The organism is Natronorubrum tibetense GA33 (assembly GCF_000383975.1).
GTDB classification, from domain to species: Archaea; Halobacteriota; Halobacteria; order Halobacteriales; family Natrialbaceae; genus Natronorubrum; species Natronorubrum tibetense.
The window spans coordinates 2067325-2085196 of the sequence record NZ_KB913017.1 but is presented as its reverse complement, the minus strand read 5'-3'; the positions used below and the strand labels follow the sequence as shown (position 1 = coordinate 2085196).

General features: G+C 64.9%; 20 protein-coding genes. 10 read left to right on the top strand and 10 right to left on the bottom strand.

Annotation, left to right across the window (positions count from 1 at the left end; translation table 11 throughout):
* Nucleotides 1–309 precede the first annotated feature (309 nt).
* The 3 genes from NATTI_RS0110945 to NATTI_RS0110935 all read left to right on the top strand — a co-directional run bounded on the left by NATTI_RS0110945 (nucleotide 310) and on the right by NATTI_RS0110935 (nucleotide 3417).
* Nucleotides 310–1305, top strand: a complete 996-nt coding sequence (locus NATTI_RS0110945; protein ID WP_006089482.1) for a phosphate uptake regulator PhoU — start codon at nucleotides 310–312, stop codon at nucleotides 1303–1305.
* A gap of 83 nt (nucleotides 1306–1388) precedes the next feature.
* The gene (locus tag NATTI_RS0110940; RefSeq protein ID WP_006089481.1) at nucleotides 1389–2294 is read left to right on the top strand and encodes a winged helix-turn-helix domain-containing protein; all 906 of its coding nucleotides are present in this window, start codon (nucleotides 1389–1391) and stop codon (nucleotides 2292–2294) included.
* 67 nt (nucleotides 2295–2361) lie between these two features.
* Nucleotides 2362–3417 carry a DUF5787 family protein gene (locus tag NATTI_RS0110935; RefSeq protein ID WP_006089480.1) on the top strand — a complete coding sequence of 352 codons (1056 nt, stop codon included), beginning with the start codon at nucleotides 2362–2364 and terminating at the stop codon, nucleotides 3415–3417.
* A 155-nt stretch (nucleotides 3418–3572) separates the two neighbouring features.
* Here the strand turns inward: NATTI_RS0110935 and NATTI_RS0110930 are convergent, their stop codons facing one another.
* Entirely contained in the window at nucleotides 3573–4841 is a 1269-nt protein-coding gene (locus tag NATTI_RS0110930; RefSeq protein ID WP_006089479.1) for a saccharopine dehydrogenase family protein, read from the bottom strand.
* 134 nt (nucleotides 4842–4975) lie between these two features.
* Here NATTI_RS0110930 and NATTI_RS0110925 point away from each other — a divergent pair, with 134 nt between their 5' ends.
* The 3 genes from NATTI_RS0110925 to NATTI_RS0110915 all read left to right on the top strand — a co-directional run bounded on the left by NATTI_RS0110925 (nucleotide 4976) and on the right by NATTI_RS0110915 (nucleotide 7221).
* On the top strand, nucleotides 4976–5329 hold the full coding sequence (locus tag NATTI_RS0110925; protein ID WP_027119125.1) for a 2Fe-2S iron-sulfur cluster-binding protein: 354 nt from the start codon (nucleotides 4976–4978) through the stop codon (nucleotides 5327–5329).
* A 2-nt stretch (nucleotides 5330–5331) separates the two neighbouring features.
* On the top strand, nucleotides 5332–5673 hold the full coding sequence (locus NATTI_RS0110920) for a 2Fe-2S iron-sulfur cluster-binding protein (RefSeq protein ID WP_027119124.1): 342 nt from the start codon (nucleotides 5332–5334) through the stop codon (nucleotides 5671–5673).
* A gap of 129 nt (nucleotides 5674–5802) precedes the next feature.
* Nucleotides 5803–7221: a carotenoid oxygenase family protein gene (locus NATTI_RS0110915; RefSeq protein WP_006089476.1), complete on the top strand. Its 1419-nt coding sequence runs from the start codon at nucleotides 5803–5805 to the stop codon at nucleotides 7219–7221.
* Between the two features lie 349 nt (nucleotides 7222–7570).
* Here NATTI_RS0110915 and NATTI_RS0110910 read toward each other — a convergent pair whose 3' ends face one another.
* The 6 genes from NATTI_RS0110910 to NATTI_RS0110885 form a co-directional block, all read right to left on the bottom strand.
* Nucleotides 7571–8299, bottom strand: a complete 729-nt coding sequence (locus tag NATTI_RS0110910; protein ID WP_006089475.1) for a cupredoxin domain-containing protein — start codon at nucleotides 8297–8299, stop codon at nucleotides 7571–7573.
* Nucleotides 8300–8386: 87 nt separating this feature from the next.
* Nucleotides 8387–9211, bottom strand: coding sequence for an MBL fold metallo-hydrolase (locus tag NATTI_RS0110905; protein ID WP_006089474.1), 825 nt, complete (start codon nucleotides 9209–9211; stop codon nucleotides 8387–8389).
* 90 nt (nucleotides 9212–9301) lie between these two features.
* Entirely contained in the window at nucleotides 9302–9631 is a 330-nt protein-coding gene (locus tag NATTI_RS0110900; protein WP_006089473.1) for a hypothetical protein, read from the bottom strand.
* A gap of 73 nt (nucleotides 9632–9704) precedes the next feature.
* Complete coding sequence (locus NATTI_RS0110895; RefSeq protein WP_006089472.1) at nucleotides 9705–10130, bottom strand: DUF2237 family protein; 426 nt, start codon at nucleotides 10128–10130, stop codon at nucleotides 9705–9707.
* A gap of 146 nt (nucleotides 10131–10276) precedes the next feature.
* Nucleotides 10277–11083, bottom strand: coding sequence for a PHP domain-containing protein (locus tag NATTI_RS0110890; protein ID WP_027119123.1), 807 nt, complete (start codon nucleotides 11081–11083; stop codon nucleotides 10277–10279).
* A gap of 264 nt (nucleotides 11084–11347) precedes the next feature.
* Nucleotides 11348–12817 (bottom strand): ATP-binding protein, encoded by a 1470-nt coding sequence (locus tag NATTI_RS0110885; protein ID WP_027119122.1) that lies wholly within the window; start codon nucleotides 12815–12817, stop codon nucleotides 11348–11350.
* Nucleotides 12818–13021: 204 nt separating this feature from the next.
* On the opposite strand from NATTI_RS0110885, the gene NATTI_RS0110880 reads away from it, so the two are divergent.
* The gene (locus NATTI_RS0110880; protein WP_006089469.1) at nucleotides 13022–13390 is read left to right on the top strand and encodes a universal stress protein; all 369 of its coding nucleotides are present in this window, start codon (nucleotides 13022–13024) and stop codon (nucleotides 13388–13390) included.
* Between the two features lie 2 nt (nucleotides 13391–13392).
* On the top strand, nucleotides 13393–13953 hold the full coding sequence (locus NATTI_RS0110875) for a GNAT family N-acetyltransferase (RefSeq protein WP_006089468.1): 561 nt from the start codon (nucleotides 13393–13395) through the stop codon (nucleotides 13951–13953).
* A gap of 98 nt (nucleotides 13954–14051) precedes the next feature.
* Here NATTI_RS0110875 and NATTI_RS0110870 read toward each other — a convergent pair whose 3' ends face one another.
* On the bottom strand, nucleotides 14052–14513 hold the full coding sequence (locus NATTI_RS0110870; protein WP_006089467.1) for a universal stress protein: 462 nt from the start codon (nucleotides 14511–14513) through the stop codon (nucleotides 14052–14054).
* Between the two features lie 130 nt (nucleotides 14514–14643).
* Here NATTI_RS0110870 and NATTI_RS0110865 point away from each other — a divergent pair, with 130 nt between their 5' ends.
* Nucleotides 14644–15120 (top strand): universal stress protein, encoded by a 477-nt coding sequence (locus NATTI_RS0110865; RefSeq protein ID WP_006089466.1) that lies wholly within the window; start codon nucleotides 14644–14646, stop codon nucleotides 15118–15120.
* 127 nt (nucleotides 15121–15247) lie between these two features.
* Nucleotides 15248–16504: a DHH family phosphoesterase gene (locus NATTI_RS0110860; protein ID WP_006089465.1), complete on the top strand. Its 1257-nt coding sequence runs from the start codon at nucleotides 15248–15250 to the stop codon at nucleotides 16502–16504.
* Nucleotides 16505–16582: 78 nt separating this feature from the next.
* On the opposite strand, the gene NATTI_RS0110855 is transcribed toward NATTI_RS0110860, so the two are convergent.
* Nucleotides 16583–17041: a MaoC family dehydratase gene (locus NATTI_RS0110855; protein WP_006089464.1), complete on the bottom strand. Its 459-nt coding sequence runs from the start codon at nucleotides 17039–17041 to the stop codon at nucleotides 16583–16585.
* A 104-nt stretch (nucleotides 17042–17145) separates the two neighbouring features.
* A complete protein-coding gene (locus NATTI_RS0110850; RefSeq protein ID WP_006089463.1) occupies nucleotides 17146–17844 on the bottom strand; it encodes a hypothetical protein in 699 nt (232 codons plus the stop codon).
* Nucleotides 17845–17872 lie beyond the last annotated feature (28 nt).

Below are 17872 nucleotides of genomic sequence, written 5' to 3'. Positions count from 1 at the left end.
ACCCCACATACCCCACAGTTACTCGAATTCAGTCTCGAGGTTCGGTTCGGCTCGACAGTGGATATCACTCGCGATCGACGCACACCGGATCACGGTTTGAATCGCGGTCCTGAGCAGCGATGGCACTTTCCCCCAGCCGAACCAATTTCTATATAGGCATACGTTCGAGTACGGCTAGCTGCAGAGAGGTACATCTGCCTATGATGGCTACGTACGGTATTGTAGTCGCTTAGTTCCCGGTATAGGAGACAGTAGAATCTCTCTATAGATCCGGGTAGATTTATAGTCCAGGCATAGAATGCGCTTCGTATGGAGACTCGCAAGGTCCAGGTGACCGGTGGCTCGACGTATACGGTCTCGCTCCCGAAGTCGTGGGCGACCGAAAACGGTGTCAGCAGCGGCTCGACCGTCGAAATATACTCCGAGGGCGATACGCTGCTCGTCACGCCACAGCGCGAGACGGATCATCAGGAGGGAACCCTCGAGATCGCCACGCTCGAGGACGAACAGCTGATCCGGGCCGTCCTGACGATGTACGTCAGCGGCTTCGACATTATCCGCCTCGAAGCGGGGCGGATCACGACCGACCAGCGACGAGCGATTCGCAGCGCCGTCCAGGGCCTCGTCGGCGTCGAAGTCGTCGAGGAGGGAAGCGACTCGGTCGTCGTCCAAGACCTCCTCGACTCTGCGGAGCTCTCGATCGTCAACGCCGTAAGCCGGATGCGGCTAATCGCCACCTCGATGCTCGCAGACGCCGTCACCGCCCTCGTCGAGAACGACGACGACATCGCCCGCGACGTCATCGAACGCGACGACGATGTCGACCGGCTCTTCCTCGTCGTCTCGCGGATCTTCCGCGCGACGCTCCGGTCGCCACGCGCCGCCGAGGGGCTCGGCGTCTCCCGCGAGGACTGCTTCGACTTCCACTCGAGTGCGCGCCAACTCGAGCGCGTCGCCGACCACGCCGTCAAGATCAGCCAACTCGCGCGCAAACTCGACGACGTTCCAGAGGACGTCGCTGACGCGCTGCTCGAGTTACACGCCGACGCCTCGACGATCCTCGAGCAGTCGATGGACGCCCTCTTCGCCGAGGAGAGCGACGAGGCGACGAAGCTGGGCCACGAGGCGCTCGCGTCCGTCCTCGAGATCGACGAACACACCCGAACGATCGACGACATGCTCCGGAACCTCGATCCCGTGCAAGCCCAATCGCTCGGCCTGATCCTCGACTCGCTCTCCCGGAGCGCCGACTACGGCGGCAACGTCGCCGAAACGGCGCTGCAGAAGGCTGCACCGCGACCCTGAATCGTCTCCACCACACGTAACAGCCATTTTACAAAAACGCCGTTCAGGGAACGGTTTTGTCAATCGATCGCATACGTTCCGATATGAGCAAATCCGACGCCTCGAGCGAGCGCGAGTCCGTCCTCGCGTGCACCGACTGTCTCGATCCGGCGGACGCCTTCGCGTTGATCGGCAACGAGACTCGCCTCGCGATTCTCGAGGCGCTGTGGCTGGCCGACGACCGTCCGGTCGCGTTCTCGGAACTGCGACGCGAGGTCGGAATGCGCGATTCAGCGCAGTTCAATTACCACCTCCAGAAGCTGCTCGGTCAGTTCGTGGTTCAGACCGAGGACGGCTACGACTTCAAGCACGCCGGCGAGAAGGTCGTCCGCTCGGTGATCGCCGGTTCGTTCAACGAACACCCGACGATCGATCCGTTTCCGGTCGAGGGCTCGTGTGTCGCCTGCGGCGGACCGCTCGAGGCCTGCTATCGGGACGAACGGCTCGCGATCGGCTGTCGCGACTGCGAGCACGGCCACGGCGAGTACGGCTTCCCGCCGGGCGGGCTGAACAACCGAACGCGAGACGAAGTTGCCGCCGCCTTCGATCAGCGGGTGAAACACCTGCACTGTCTCGCGGCCGACGGCGTCTGTCCCGAGTGCAGCGGTCGTGTCGAATCACACGTCGTTGAAGACGACGACTGCTGTCTCGGAGCCACGGTGCGCATCGATCACGAGTGCGTCCAGTGTGGCCACACGCTCTGTTCGGCACCCGGACTCCGTCTGCTCGATCACTCGCAGGTCGTCAGTTTCCACCGCGAGCGCGGCGTCTCGCTCGACGAGCGTCCCTACTGGACGCTGCCGTGGTGCGTCTCCGACGAGTACACGACCGTCGTCGACCGCGACCCGATCCGGATCCGGGTCCGCGTCCCGCTCGAGGGCGACGAACTTCGCGCCACGCTGGATGAGGCGCTCACGGTGCTCGAGACGACCGTCGAATCGGCCGACTGACCGACGAGTCGGACGGATCACGCCACGATTCGCGCGGTTTTTCCCGCTGGCACCCCTCTCGAGGGACGTGAGTGAGTTCGCGTTCGAACTCGAGCTGTGTGCCCACCTCGAGTCGCGCCGCGAGGGGATTTTCGCCCGCCAACTCGGCGCGAGCGTCGCCGATCCCGGCGGCCGGATCCTCGACGTGGTCTGCGTCGAGCCGGGCCCTGCGTTCGACGACCGGGTCGCCCTCTCGAGCGCCGCCGTCCCGGACGCTGCCATCGAGGCCGACGTAGGTACGGGACGAGCACGCTACTGGAAGGACGCCTTCGACTGCCACCCCGATCGAGCCCGACGCGCCGTCGACCGGGCCTGCGAGATCGGCTTCTTCGAACGCGAACGCCGCAAGGGTCGCGAGTACGTCCGACAGGTCGCCCGCTATCCGGACTGGTACAACCGCATCGTCGGCATCGAGAACAAGCCCGATCTGGGTCGGCCGGGTGACCTCGAGGCCCAGCTCCGAACCGACGTCAGCCTCGCGGTGGTCGACGAGATCGTCCTCGCGACGGAGAGCTACGTTACGCGCGCCCACCTGAATCGAATCCCCGAGGCGGTCGGCGTCTGGCGCGTGCATCGCGAGGGGGCAGGCGGTGACGGAGGCAGTGATGTCGGGGGCAACGAGGGCGATGGCGTCGGGGGCGACGGCCTCGAGATCGAGGTGATTCGGGAATCCGAACCGCTTGCCGTCGAGGATTCGGGGATCGAACCCCTCGAGTTCCACCCCGGCCGAACCGACATCGCCGTCGTTTCCCCCGACGCGAAGACCCGCAAGCGGCGTCGAATCGCCGAGCGAGCCTACGGCAAGGGCTGGCGAACGTACGATTTTCCGGCGTGTGAGGCCTGTCGGCCGGACGACTCGAGCGGCGCGACGCTTCCCTACTGTGCGTGGAAAGAGCGAGTGGTCAACGCCGGCTCGGAGTGTGGGACCTCGTGTGAGGGGTACGAGCCCGCAGCGGAGTCGTGTTCGGAAACGGAATCGTCTCCGGTGGTTGATCTCGAGGCCGAGCGCGACCGCCGAACGCCCTGGGTAGCGGACCCGGACGGGAAACGGCGTCAGCAGTCGGGGCTAGACCAGTTCGGGTAGGCTGCTCACTTGTCGGGCGAACTGCCCGCTGTGATTCCTCTCAGTTGCAGCGGATAAGACAGGGCGCGTGTCGGTCACATGTCGTATCGAACGGTTGCCCAGTCTGGTAGCGGTTGGGGCACGCCCATCGGTATCGGAGCTAAAATCCCCAATCGCTACGTCTGATCGGGGTTCCACTCGCCCACTTCGACGACCAGTCCCGCCCGACGAAGCCCGTCGGCGAGCGGATCACCGATAGCTGCCGCCGGGGTGAGGATACCGCCCTCGAGCGGCGAGTCGATCCGATCGCACACGAGACACATCGCGGCCTCGCCGAGCATTCTCGCGGTCGCGCCGTAACCCGGATCCAGGTCGGCGCTGATTCGACTCTCGACGACGAACGGCCCGTCGGTGGCGGTTCCGCGACCGAGCACGCGAATGGTAAAGTACCCGTTCTCGATCTCTGCTCTCGTCGGTCCCTCGCCCGGATCGGGAAACGCGAAGCGACGGAGAGCTTCCCGTGTCGGGCCGAAGGCCAGTGCTCCAGTCGTAAACCCGAGTCCGGCCGAGACGGCGCTTGCACCCATCATACCGACGGGACCCGATCCGACGGGGACGACCTCCGTACACTCGAACTCGCGACCCCACGGATACTCGAGCAGGGCGTTACTTCGTCGAATCACCCGCTCGTTCACGACCGCCATCGGCGACGGGGCCGTCCACTCGCCCCGCAACGGGTCTTTTCTCGGAAAAGACTGTGCGCCGGGGTCGACGCCGTCGCGCTCGCCCGGCGGTGCCAGCGAGTACGGGTTCCGAAGCGTCTGCCGGGCGACCGGATCTGTGGATGCAGCCCGGAACACTTCGAGGACGCTCGAGGTCGTTCCGCCGCTTACGCCGCCGCGACCGTCCTCGAGGTAGATCCGAACCAGATCACAGGGAGTCCCGAACTCGTCGATGGCAAACGACTGTACGAGCAACGTGGCGAGGTCGGCCGGAATCGAATCGAACCCACAGCTGTGGACGATACGAGCGCCCGCATCGACCGCATCGTCGTGGTACCGGTCGATCATCTCTCGGACCCAGTTTATTTCACCGGTGAGATCGCAGTAGTCCGTTCCGGCAGAGACACACGCCTCGACGAGCGGCGTGCCATACGTGGTGTACGGGCCGACAGTCGTACAGACGACGCGGGTATCTTCGGCGATAGCGCGCAGGCTTTCCGGATCCGTTGCATCGCCGATGACGATCGGCAGCTCCTCCCATCCGGAGCGCTGCTCCACGAGCGCCGCTTCCAGTTCGCGAAGCCGCGTCTCGTCGCGACCGCCGAGGGCGAGCGAGAGGTCATCCGACGTGTACTGTTCGGTGAGGTACTCGGCGACGAGACGGCCGGCGACGCCGGTTGCACCCCAGACGACGAGATCGTATGTCCGGTCGGTGTTCGACACGAGTAGTAGTCGCTTCGTGGCCCATCGCCCTCAACCGTTCGGTGGTCTTCACACTGGTCCTACGTCACTCCGCAGAGCGGAGCCGTCAACTGGTATGGCAGTGCGGTTTTGTATTCGGCATGCGAAAACTACACATGCCAATAGTTACTGTTCGCGGTCGAGAACTCGAGTGTGAACGAGGTGCAGTGCTCCGGGACGTTCTTCTCCAAGCGGACGAGTCACCGCACAACGGCCGGGCGGACACCCTCAACTGTCGCGGGCTGGGGACCTGTGGAACCTGTGCCGTTTCGGTGTCCGGCGAGGTGGAAGAGCCCGGACCTCGAGAGCGACTTCGACTGGCGACTCCGCCACACGTTTCCGATTCCGGCCTCCGGCTCGCCTGCCAGCTCCGCGTCGAGGACGACCTGGTCGTCGAGAAGTACCCCGGATTCTGGGGCCAGCACACCGGTCGAACGGAGGTGCGGGAGGAAGATACGAGGGAGCTGTGAGCGTGAGCGAAGAAATCGAACTCACCGTGATCGACGACGGCGACCGATCGACGATCACGGTCGAACGCGGAACGACGCTTCGGGACGCCCTTCGCGATCGAGGGTTCTCGGTCTACGGAACCGTCTCGTCCCAGCTCAATTGCGGGGGACGAGGGCTGTGCGCGACGTGTACCGTCGAGGTCGACCCAGCACCAGAGCCAGTCCACTGGCACGATGCCGCCGCCGTCCGGTTCGGCTATCCGCGGCTGTCCTGCTGTCTCGAGGTCGACCGACCGATGACGGTCAGGCTGCTGGAAAAGCACGTCTGGGGGCAGGTGCTCCCTCGCCGAACGGACGCCGAGTGACCGCTCGAGGACGGTGTCCTGCACCAGGCTAACCCGGAGTAGCCAGTCGGCCCACAGCTCCGCGAATCGGTCTTCTCCGGTCGATGCCGCCTCCCACGGATTGATCGTCCATCCACCCGATGTGATGGTATGTCGAACGCAACCGATTGCGCCTACGAACTCGGGTTTCGAACGGTCGACACCGAGTACGCCGACCGACAACTGCCGATCGATGGCGCCGTTCCGTCGTGGCTCTCCGGCGCGTTGATCCGGAACGGGCCGGGACGGTTCGAGTTCGGCGGCGAGCGCGCGACTCACTGGTTCGACGGCCTCGCGATGCTCCGCCGCTACGGATTCGCGGACGGCACCGTTTCGTATACGAACCGGTTCCTGCGGACCGACGCGTACGCGGCCGCCGACTCCGGCCACGGCGCTACGGAGTTCGCAACGGGCGGCGGTTCGTTCCGCCGGACCCTGCAGTGGCTCCGATCGCTCGGGCCGCCCGAACCGACGGACAACGCGAACGTCCACGTCGCTCAACTCGGCGAGCACTTCGTCGCGCTCACCGAAGCACCGCGGCGGATCGCGTTTGACCCAGTAACACTCGAGACCCGCGGCGAGTTTCGCTGGCGCGACGACATCCCGGAGCATCTGGCGACGGCCCACTTGACGGTCGATTCCAACCGCGAGGAGACGATCGGCTACAGTACGGAGTTCGGGCTCTCCCCGTCGTATCACGTCTATCGGATCCCCCACGGGCGTGGCGCCCGACGGCACGTCGCTACCGTGCCGGCCGCCGGCCCCGGATACGTCCACGACTGTTCGGTCACCGAGTCACACGTCACCATCGTGGAAACGCCGCTCCGGATCGCGATGGCGAAGGCACTGGCCCCGTGGAACGAAGGATTCCTCGACCTCCTCGAGTACGACGAAGGGGCCGAAAGCAGGTTCATCGTCGTCGACCGGGACGCCGAAACGCTCGTCGGGACGCTGAAAACGCCGCCGTTCTTTACGTTCCACCACATCAACGCCTACGAGGACGACGACGAGCTGGTCCTCGATCTCGTCGCGTTCGACGACGACGAGATTGTCCGGGCGCTCACCTTCGACGCCCTCTCAGAGGACGCTTTCGCCGCGGCTCCCGACGGTCAGTTCGTTAGATTCCGACTCCATCCCGACGAGGGACGCGTCCGACGTTTCGAGCGCTACGACGGCGGGATGGAGCTCCCGACAGTCCCGAAACCGGTTCGGGGCCGACGGTATCGGTACGCGTATGCACAGGCGACCGACAGGAAGGGCGCGAACGGACTGGTCAAACTCGACGTCGATCGGGGAACCGCGGCGGAATGGTGGGAACGGGGCGTCTACGTCGAAGAGCCGCGAATGATTCAGCGCCCGGGCGGAACCGCGGCGGACGATGGCGTCGTGATCGCGACGGCGCTGGACACCCGACGGGAACGATCGATGCTGCTCGTGTTCGATGCGGAAACGTTAGTCGAGAGAGCGCGTGCGCCACTGCCACACGCCGTTCCGTTCGGCTTTCACGGTCGATTCTTTCCGGGGGTGTAAGATATAGTAGCCACTGGACGTCAGTGCACACCCGATCGCACGAGGGCAGCGCGGTTCGGAGCGAACGAAGTGAGCGAGAACCGCGAAAAGCGAACGGGGAGCGTATGCGACCCGTGAGCTATGCGAACGGTGTGTAAACAGTTCCAGTTGTTACTATAGGTCCAGTCGAACGAGGACGCTCTCTTTCCCGAATGATTCGAATCGCCGACAACGGCTTATTCTCGTCCACTCTATTATCGCTGCTTCAGTAACGCCTTCACCTGTACCGAACGACGGGGAAGACCGCTACATGCGCCCCGAACGGTCTAATTCACGGTATCGAAGCGCCGCAATCGATCCGATTCGGGGGCTAGTCGTCGCCCTCGAGAACCCGAAACGCGCCCGTAAACTCCTCGCCGTCCGCGTCGTGACTGCCGTAGAGATACGCGCCGTCGGCCCAAAAGAGTCGGTCGTACTGGTAGCCCGCCTCCTGCTCGTCGACGGAATCTTCGTCTACATCCTCGTCCCAGACGCACTCCGGCGGGATGTCGATCGGATAGATACCGGTACTCTCCCCCTCCCAGGTCCACTCGAGGACCGTATCCTGATCGATTTCGATCGCGTCGGGCTCGAAGCCGTCCCCGTCGGGATCGACCCTGATCTCGACACTTTCTTCGCCGGTGTGGTCCTCGAGGTCGCGCTCTTCGAGGACCGACTCGGCGTCGTGATCGTCTCCGTTCCCGCTCTCGTCCCCGTCGTCGTCTCCTGGATTTTCGTCTCCATCGCCGGCACTGTCCTCGCCGAGACAGCCGGCGAGCGCAACAGCAGCCACGGTCGTCCCGACTACCCGTCGCCTGGTCCACTCCATGGCCGGGATACGGGCTCCAGCCTCTTGAGTTCTCGACTCGGTCACGGGGGACGGCCCCTCACGGCCCGTTGACCGCAGAGGGTGAACGTCGTCGGCGTCGTGCCCACCGGTCATTATCAACAGATCCGTGAGCGCGTCCTCGAGCACCGCGTTCAGGTCCGTCGGTTCGAGGGAATTTTCCGCCGAGTCGACCCGAGAGTACTCGAGCAGGCCGTCGATCATGCCGCGCATGCGGTCCGCGCCGTCGATCGCAAAGTCGAGGAACCCGTCGGCGTCTTGGTCGAGGTCGTCGCCGCACCGCTGTTCGATCGCCTGGAGTTAGAGCACATACTGCTCGCCGTCGATCGCCAGCGGCTCCTCGAACGCTTCGTCGGCCGGGTAGTAGTGTGCGAGGTGGACCAGCCGCGTTCGCTCGGCGTTCAACTCGTCGGCCAGTTCGAGCGCGCCCTCTCGAGTCATGTGTTTCGTCCCGAACGTCCGGGGAACGCCCGCATCGTTCTCGTGGCGGCCGCCGATCGGGTGGTACTCACAGAGGTGTGCGGGGACGATGCCGTCCGCGAGCAACAGGTCGGGGTCGGCGAGGACCTCGCGCGAGTCCGCCGGAACGTTGTAGCTCGTGTCGCCCGAGAGCGACAGCTTCGCGCCCGTCACGGGGTCCTCGATCGCGACGCCGTAACACAGAAGCGGCGGATGTTCGACCGGAACCAGCGTCACGTCGAAGCCACAGATCCGAACGGGCTCGAGGGGTGTCGTCGGGTAAACGTCGATCGGCTCGAGATAGTGGTAATCCGCCCGGACCGTCTCGGCGACGCTCTTGTCCGTCTTCGGGTCGGTTTCGTTCGCCGCGTAAACGTCGAGGGAGTCGAAGACCCGAAAGACGTTGCCGAGTCCGTCGAGGTGGTCGAAGTGGATGTGCGTAACGATGGCGGCGTCGGGCAGCGAGACGTCGTCACGCAGGAACTGGTACCGAAAGTCGGGGCTGAAGTCGATCAGCAGCGACTCGCCGATGCATTCGTTCTCGATGTGGACCGAAAATCTGGTCCGCTCGATACCGCGCTCACGAGCGGTCTCGCAGGTGTCACAGTCGCAGCCGACGGTTGGCGTCCCGGTCGTGTCGCCGGTTCCGAGCAGCGTGACGCGCATGGTCAGCGTCGGCCTCCGTCGGAGTCCGGTGGGCGACCGGCTCGCTCGTCCGTTACGGCTCGACGCACGGGATCGTCGGACCGCTGTCGCCTACACATACGACCGCCCTTCTTCGAACGCCGTCCGCACGAACGGGTGATCCTCGCCGGCTTCGAACCGCTCGACCGGCAGCACGTACACCGAGGTGACGACTCCGTGTTCGAGGCCGACGCGCTCGCCGAGTCCCTCGAGCCGTCGTTCGGCTGCCTCGTCGTGATCCTCGAGGACGACCAGCGCCTCCCACTCGGCGTGCATGCCGTGGTCGTCGGCTCGGACCGCGTCCCCGAAGACGACGAGGTGACGGATCGAGTCGCCGTACTCCGCCTGTGCCCGGTCGGCAAACGCGTCCGCGGCGCTTCCCTGTGACGATCCATCGCTCATTGGCGTCCGATTAGAACCCGCTACATAAAGGGTATTCCCCCGCCGGTCGCTCGATCCGACGGCCGATGGCGAACTACTCTGTCCCGAACCCGTCGGTGGACGCCTTGTCCGCGTCTCCCCCGCCGTGTTCGCCGCGCTCGTACTCGTACTCTCGCAGCAGATCCGGCTCGACGTCGCGGAGGACGGCCTCGTGGGTCGCCTCGAGAACCACCGGCGGCGCACAGCCGGCCTCCTCGGCCTCGAGCCAGCGACCGAGACAGAGACACCACCGATCGCCGGACTCGAGACCGGGGAACTCGAACTCGGGTTTCGGCGTGACGAGGTCGTTTCCCTGGGCGCTGCTGAACCGCAGGAACTCCTCGGTCATCACGGCACAGATCTCGTGGCGGCCCCGATCCGATTCGACGCGGCGACAGCAGCCGTCGCGGAGAAATCCCGTCGATGGATCGGTGCTACAGGGTTCGAGATCGGTCCCGTAGACGTTCCGGTCCGTAGTCATACTCGGGCTATCGGATCCCGTCGATAAAAAGGCGTGTCCTCAGTATCCGGGGCACGAGAACACCCCATCGTTCTCGAATGTTCGCCTCTGTCGGCACCAAGTGCGGGACACACCGGACACGTGATTCCTGTACGAACGGGATCGACTCAGCCGTCAGTCGGAACGCGTTGGCCGTCGAGCCCCGGCGGTTCGACCGACTCGAGACCGTGGCGCTCGAAGTAGCCCTCGAGGAATCCGGCTCTGTCGCCGATCTCACTCGGCCGATGGGAGTCGGAGCCGACGGTGACGGCGACGTCGTACTCCCGCAATACGTCGAGGAACGTCTCGGAGGGGTGGACGATCGCCATGTCCGCGATCGCTCGGCCGGCGTTGATCTCGGGGACCGTCCGCGAGTCCGCGAGCGCCCGGGCGACGGGTTCGTAGTGGTCCGTCGTCGCCCGGCCGCGCAACGGCGGCGTTCGTTCGATCAGATCGATGTGGGCCGCGACGTCGAACAGTTCCGATTCGATTAGCGAGACCAGGTTCTCGAAGTAGCCGTCGACGAGTTCGTCGCGCCTCGCCTCGGAGAGATCCGCAAAATTGCTCGGCACCTGGACATTCAGCCCGTCGACCGCGTGGACGCTCCCGATCGTGTAATCGAAGCCGGCCTCCACGAGAAAGTCGCGAATCTCGGTCTCATCTCGCGGGTCGTAGTCCATCTCGACGCCGTCGTAGATCTCGATCGAGACATCCTCGCGCCGTCGGAGTTCCTCGATAGCTCGGCGGCGGCGCTCGTAGGTCACGTCCAGGTTGAAGCCGTAGATGGTTCGGGTCGTCGCCGGCTTCTCGCGGGACGACACCGTACAGTGGTCGGTGAGCCCGATCCCCTCGAGTCCGGCCGCTTCGGCGGCCTCGACCATCCCCTGGAGAAACCCCCCGTCGGAGTAGGTCGTGTGCGTGTGGAAGTCCTTCATACGCGGACGACGCCGGGCGAACAGTTGGGCGTTTCGCTCGAATGTCCCTGCTACGACCGCAAGCCCTCCGGCGTGGGCCGGATCGGCGTGGTCGCGGCTCATACGGGATATCTGGCGGCCCCGATCAATGTTGTTCGGGCGCTGACTCGATCGGTGTGACCCAGCCTCGAGCGAGCGGATTCGTCGATATCAGTAGCTGCGACCGTAATCTGTGTCAGTGACTGCGACCGTAATCTGTGTCAGTGACCGCGACCGTAATCTGTGTCAGTGGCTGTGGTCGTGATCGTGATCGCTATGGTCGTGGTCGTGATCGCTATGATCGTGGCTGTGGTCGTGCCCCTCCGCTGACCCGCTCGGCTCGCCGCCGTCGCTGGCCTTCCCGAGGTCCCCGCCGGCGACGAGCGCGTCGTGGTCGCCGCCCATCATGTCCATGTTCTTCAGCGTATCGCGCTCCTCGAACTCCTCGACGGCGTTGAGCAGGTCCTCCTGGGTCAGCGTCGTTCGGTCTTCCGTCAGGGCCTCGAGGACGGCCTCTCGCAACACCATTCGAAGGTCGCTGCCGGTCAGCCCTTCAGTGACTTCGGCGATGAGTTGGGGTTCGAACTCGTCGATATCCATCGTGCGGGTGATGAGCGAGAGGATGTCCGCCCGCATGCCGTGGTCGGGTTTGGGGAAGTTGATGATCTCGTCGAAGCGCCGCCAGGCGGCGTCGTCCAGTTGGTCGGGGTGGTTGGTCGCCCCGATCAACAGGACGTCGTCCTCGATGAGCGAGATGTTGTCGATGCTCTTGAGGAGCGTGTTGACCGCGCGTTTGAGGGCGGCGTGTTCGTCGCTGCTGCGGGTCTTGGCGACGAAGTCGAACTCGTCGATAAAGAGGATACACGGCGAGAGCCGTTTTGCGACCTCGAACGTCTTGTCGACGTTTTTTGCCGTCTCGCCGAGGTACTGGCTCGTAATCATCGAGAGTTTGACCTCGACGAACGGGAGATCCATGTCCTGGGCCAGCGCCTGCGCCGTCGACGTCTTCCCGGTCCCCGGCGGACCGACGAACAGCAGCTTCCCGATCTCACGAAGCCCGATATCCGCGAGATAGTCGCGGTGTTCGATCGCCTTCGCGATCTTGTTGAGTTCGTTCTCCTGATCCTCGGTGAGCACGAGGTCGTCGAGGGACATGTCGACCTCCTCCGGTGCCCGAACCTCGACGAGGTCGAGCATCTCCTCGTCGTCTTCCTCGTCGAAGTATTCGTTGAGCAGTCCGTCGATCCAAACGCGGTCGGCCTGAATCGGCCGGTTTTCCTCCCGCGCTTCCTCGTGGGTCACGTCGAACTGGTCGCCGTGTTCCGCGTGGGTGGTAAAGTGTTTCGTCAGCGTCGGGTTCTCGCGCAGTCGCTCGTCGTCGACGCGCTCGGCGAACCACTGCTCGGCCATCTCCTCCTGGGCGAGGGTGATCGTTCCCGAGAACTCGTCGCGCTCGGTGAACATCAGCTCCGAGATGGCGTCCCAGGGACGGTCGACGTCCGTCGCCTCGCGGGCAGTCGCGTTGGTCGCCGAAAGTGGACGGCTGATGCCGGCGTGTTTGCGCCCCTCAGCGCCGTCGCCGTCGTCCTCGACACCCCCGGTCCAGAAGACCCGCCGGAACGCCGGCGGGAGATCGTTCTCGTCTAGCGTCCTGTCGTCCGAATACACGCTCGTCGTGAGCAGGAACTCCACGACATCGAGCGCCGCATCACTCATTCCGTCATCGTATTCACCACACGCTCTTAACGTCGTCGTCATGCGCAACGTCTGCGGCCGATACGCGCAGTGTTGACTCACACTCGAGTATTCGTTCGTGACGATCGAGATCGGGGGTCGACAGCCCGCGGCCACCCCAACGACACCCTCGGGAGCAGTCCCAGCGGCACAACGGTTTTCGTGCATGGGTGCACAGTCATGCGTATGAACGTCTTAGTGGGAATCGTCGGCAGCGACGAATCGATCAAAACACTCCGTCGGACAGTCGATCGCACCCACGAGGTCGGCGACGACCTCACCGTCGCGGTCGTCGATAAACCGGAAGCGAAACGCTCACAGGATGCGATGGCCGAACGGGCTGGAGAGCTGGTCGCGGAGGCCGGCGTCGACGCCGATATCGTCCAGCTCGAGGGCGATCCCGGCAGTTCGCTGGTCGACTACGCCGAACAGGGAGAGTACGATCAGCTGGTGATCGGCGGCGGCACCCTGAGCCCGATGGGGAAGATCCAACTCGGACCGATCACCGAGTTCGTCCTGTTGAACGCGCCGACGACCGTCAAACTGGTGCGATAACGATGGCTGGCACGCGACCGTACCCGGAGGAGCCAGCCGGACCGTTTCCCGCACCGCCGACGACGCTCGAGGACGGAGCGGACCGCCAGATCGAGATTCTGGCGTCCGACGACTTCGAGGACACCCTCGATGATGTCGTCGAGATGTACGATCAGTTCGACCCCACCGACCGAGCGCAGGGAATCCCGCCGACCGGCGAGGAGCGCATTCGCAACTGGCTCGAGACGATCGCCGACGAGACCGTCAACGTCGTCGCCCGCCACGGCGAGGACGTGATCGGCCATGCGATGCTCGTCCCCGACACCGACGATCCCGCCTCGATCGAGGACAACGCCGACATCGAGTGGGAGCTCGCGATCTTCGTCCTGCAGGCCTACCAGCGCGCCGGGATCGGGACGATGCTGCTCGAGCACTTGCTCGGCCACGCGAACACCGTCAGTATCGATCGAGTGTGGTTAACCGTCGAGCGCTGGAACAATCCGGCGATCGCGCTCTACGAGCGGGTCGGCTTCGAGTCGACCGGCACCGAGAGCTTCGAACAGGAGATGGCGATTCGACTGTAGCAGCCGGCAACCACTCAACACGTCGGACACGTAGCCGACTCTCCGCTCACCCTTCGGTACGGCCCGCTCCGAAACGACGTTCGGTGCCCCGAAACGGGTCAAACCGACAGCACGGGCTGGCTCGCGTAGGACAATACGTACTCGGCGACCTGCTCGAGCACTTCCGCCGACGCGGTGTCGGCGACTGGCTCCCTGGGCAACACGATGAAGTCGGCGTCGATTTCGTCGGCGGTGTCGAGCACGACGTTTCCCGGGTGACGGGTCTTGCGGGTCGGCGAGAAGCCGTCGTCGACGGAGGTCGTGATCGGCACGTCAGCCTCGTCCGCGATGCGCGTCACGTCGTCGAAAAACCCCTGGGTGTCCGTTGCGACATCGTCTTCGTCGACGGCGCCGGCGTTCATTCCCTGCACGACACCGCGGCCGAGTACGAACAAGGTGTGGACCGAGGCATCGTAGCGGTCGGCGACCGCGACGGCGTACTCGACGGCGGTGGCTGACTCCTCGCTCCCGTCGACTGGTGCGAGAACGGTGTCGACGGTAAACGGCTCGCTGTCGTCCATACGCGCTGGTGTGTGGCCCGTCGTCAAAAAGCCACCCCACGTTCCGCCGACTCGCACCGAATTGGGGAGCCGTCGCGGAGCGACGCGCGAGGAGAGAGCGTTTAAGCCACTCCGTCTGTAACCCTCGCGTATGTTCGATACGGTCGTGATCGCCACCGACGGCTCCGACAGCGTCAAACGGGCCGTCGACGTCGCCCTCGATCTCGCCAGTCGCTTCGACGCGGAGGTCCACGCCCTCTCGGTCGTCGACGCCAGCGAGGTCGACGCCTCACCCCAACAGCTTCGAGACGAACTTCAGACCGCCCTCGAGACGACCGCGGACGCCGCGCTCGCGACCGTCGAGGACCGAACGGACGAGGAGCGAGAGATCACCACGGCTGTCCGTGAGGGTCGACCCGCAATCGAGCTCTGCGAGTACGCCCGCGAGGTCGACGCCGATCTGATCGCGACCGGCACCCGCGGCCGCCACGGCGAGAACCGGCTGCTACTCGGCAGCGTCGCCGAACGCGTCGTCCGCACCTCGCCCGTTCCCGTCCTCTCGGTTCGCCAACTCGAGACGGTCCAAGACGACGACGCGGGCAGCGACGGACTGGCGACCGGCGCCTGAGACGTCCCGCCGTTTTCCGGTCCCCATTCCGCCGCGAACCACCTGGTTCTCGGGTTTCCGTGCCAACGCAAGCCAGTGGCCGCCACAGAGGGGAAGTCACTTCCCCCGCCAGCGCGCAGTTCCGGATATGTACGACGAACTCATCGATAGCGGCGAGCTCCCGATCGCCCGGAAGTCGGTCGTTCCGGGCACCGGCTTCTTTCTCCCTGACACCCTCGAGGAGGACTTAGAAGACGAGCAGACGGCGGCCGCACTCGAGGGTGCCGACGTCGCCGTCGTCGCCGACCCCGACGCCGACGGTCTGGCCTGCGTCGCGCTGATCCGCGAGGCCTACGACGACGTCCGGAACGTCCCGGAGCCGGACGAGGAAGACGACGACGCCGACGAAACTGCCGACGGCGAACCCGCTGCAGACGCCGTCGACGATGCCGACGAAGCGGCCGACGCCCCCCTCGAGGAGCCCGAACCAACGCCCCACAGCGTCGCGCTGATCCCGGCCAGCCCGCACGACGTCGAGGACGCGCTGGCCCGCGTCGCCGAGTACGGGGAGGACGGGATCGATCTCTTCGTCTGCGACCTCGCGCCCGACCGGTACGAGTACGTCGAAGACGAACTCGACGCGGCGCTCGAGACCGCGAGCGGCGTCGCCTGGTACGACCACCACCAGTGGGGCGACGACGTCGCCCAGTCGGTTCGCGACGCCGGCGTCGATCTGGTCGTGGGCGATTCGGACGAGGAGTGTTCCGCCGACGTGGTCTATCGCTCGCTCGAGTACGACTTCGACCCGATGTACGAGGAGCTGGCGGCCGTCACGCGGGATCACGACCTCTGGCTGCGCGAGGATCCGCGCAGCGACGACCTCGCGGATTACGCGTACTGGTCCGATCCCGCAGAGTACGTCGAGGTCGTCCGCGAGTACGGCGCCGACCTGCCCGACTGGGTGAGCGAGTTCCTCGAGGAACGCCGCGTCGAGAAACAGGCGCTGATCGACCAGGCCGTCGCCCGCTCGGAACTCCGCGAGATCGGCGGCTACACCGTCGGAATCACCTACGGCCGCTGCTCGCAGAACGAGGTCGCCGAAGCGATGCGCGAGCAGGGCGCCGATGCCTCCGTGATCGTCAAACCCGCCGGCTCGGCATCGATTCGGGGGACCGACGAGTTCCAGCTCTGTCACGAGGTTGCGGGCAAGGTCAACGGCGGCGGCCACCCAAAGGCCGCGGGCTGCAAGCCCGATATCTACGACGACATGCTGGATTACGCGAACCACTGGGTGACTCGCGGGGCCGTGACGAAGCAGGTCATTCTGAGCGCGTTCGAGGAGGTCGTCGAAGACGCTGCCGATGCGGACGACAGAGCGACTGATACGGCAGCCGACGACGCATAATCGACTCGAGGAGGCGACGGTTCGTCGGTACGTTGTAGTTTGGCGACGAGCAATCCACAATCGGCCGGTAGAAACGGCCTACTCCTCGGCTTCCGCTCGTCGAACGATGTTGTGAGAAGTGATCGACATGACCTCCGCGCCGTCGACGTGTACGGTGCGGTGGAACTCGACGTAGCCGCGATCCGACCGGCTCTCGGAGGGCGTCTTCTCTACCACCTCGGCCCGAACGCGGAGCGTATCGCCGGGGCGGACCGGCTCGTGCCACCGCAGGTCGTCCATTCCCAGTCCGCCCATGTTCGCGACTCCCTCTCCGCCCTGAACGAAGTCCGTGACGAACAACCGAACCGATAGGCAGAGCGTGTGCAGGCCGCTGGCGACGAGTTCCCCGAACATCGACTCCTCGGCCGCCGCCTCGTCGACGTGGAACGGCTGCGGATCGAACTGTTCGGCGAACTCGACGATCTCCTCCTTGGAAACGGTGTAACCCCCGGTATCGTACGTGTCTCCGACCGTCAGGTCCTCGTAGTAGCGCGTCACGAGGCGTACTCTCTCGGGAGAGTGAGTAAGTCGATCGGTTCCGCGAATCGGGACCCCAGTTACTCGGTAGCTATCGCACCGAACGCGGGCACGAACGCTCCATTTCAGTCCTGGGACATCACGTACCTCATCACGAGCTGCAGGACGTGGACGAACACACCGGCGACGGCGATGTAGACGCCGATCGTCTGGAGAGCGACGCGCGTGTCACGGTGATCCCGAACCTGCCAGATCTCGTAGCCCAGCCGGAGGATGAAGCCCAGGAAGATGAGGACGAAGCCGACCAGAAGCAGGATATCGAGGACGAACGTCCCGACGAGGATCACGCCGAGCCCCCCGAGGAACGCGTAGTTCGCGAACTTGCCCCAGTGTTCGAACGTCGTCGAGCGAGCGTAGACGTAGCCCGACACCAGCGCCGTCATCAGCGCGGTGACGATCGCCGTGATTCCCAGCACCGTGAGCTGCGTTCCCTGCGGGGCCATCGACAGGATACCCGCTCCGAAGACACCAAACGCCAACTGCAGAACGACCATCCCGGCGAAGGCGATCCCCATATCGCCGCCCTTGATGCCGCGTTCGGCGATGATCTCGCCGCCCATGATCGCCGCACCGTAGACGAGCACGCCCACGATCGGGGCCGCAAAGAGGTAGTCGTTGACGACCGCGAGCGGCGTCGCCGCGAAGACGTACATCAACGCGACGGTGATCGCCATCAACCCGGTCGCGCCGCCGATCACCTGCACCTCTCGACTCGAGAGCCCGAAGCCACGGTCGGTCTTGTGCGGTGTTTCGAAGGAACTCATTGCTCGAGACTAGCCGGTCGGGTCGCAA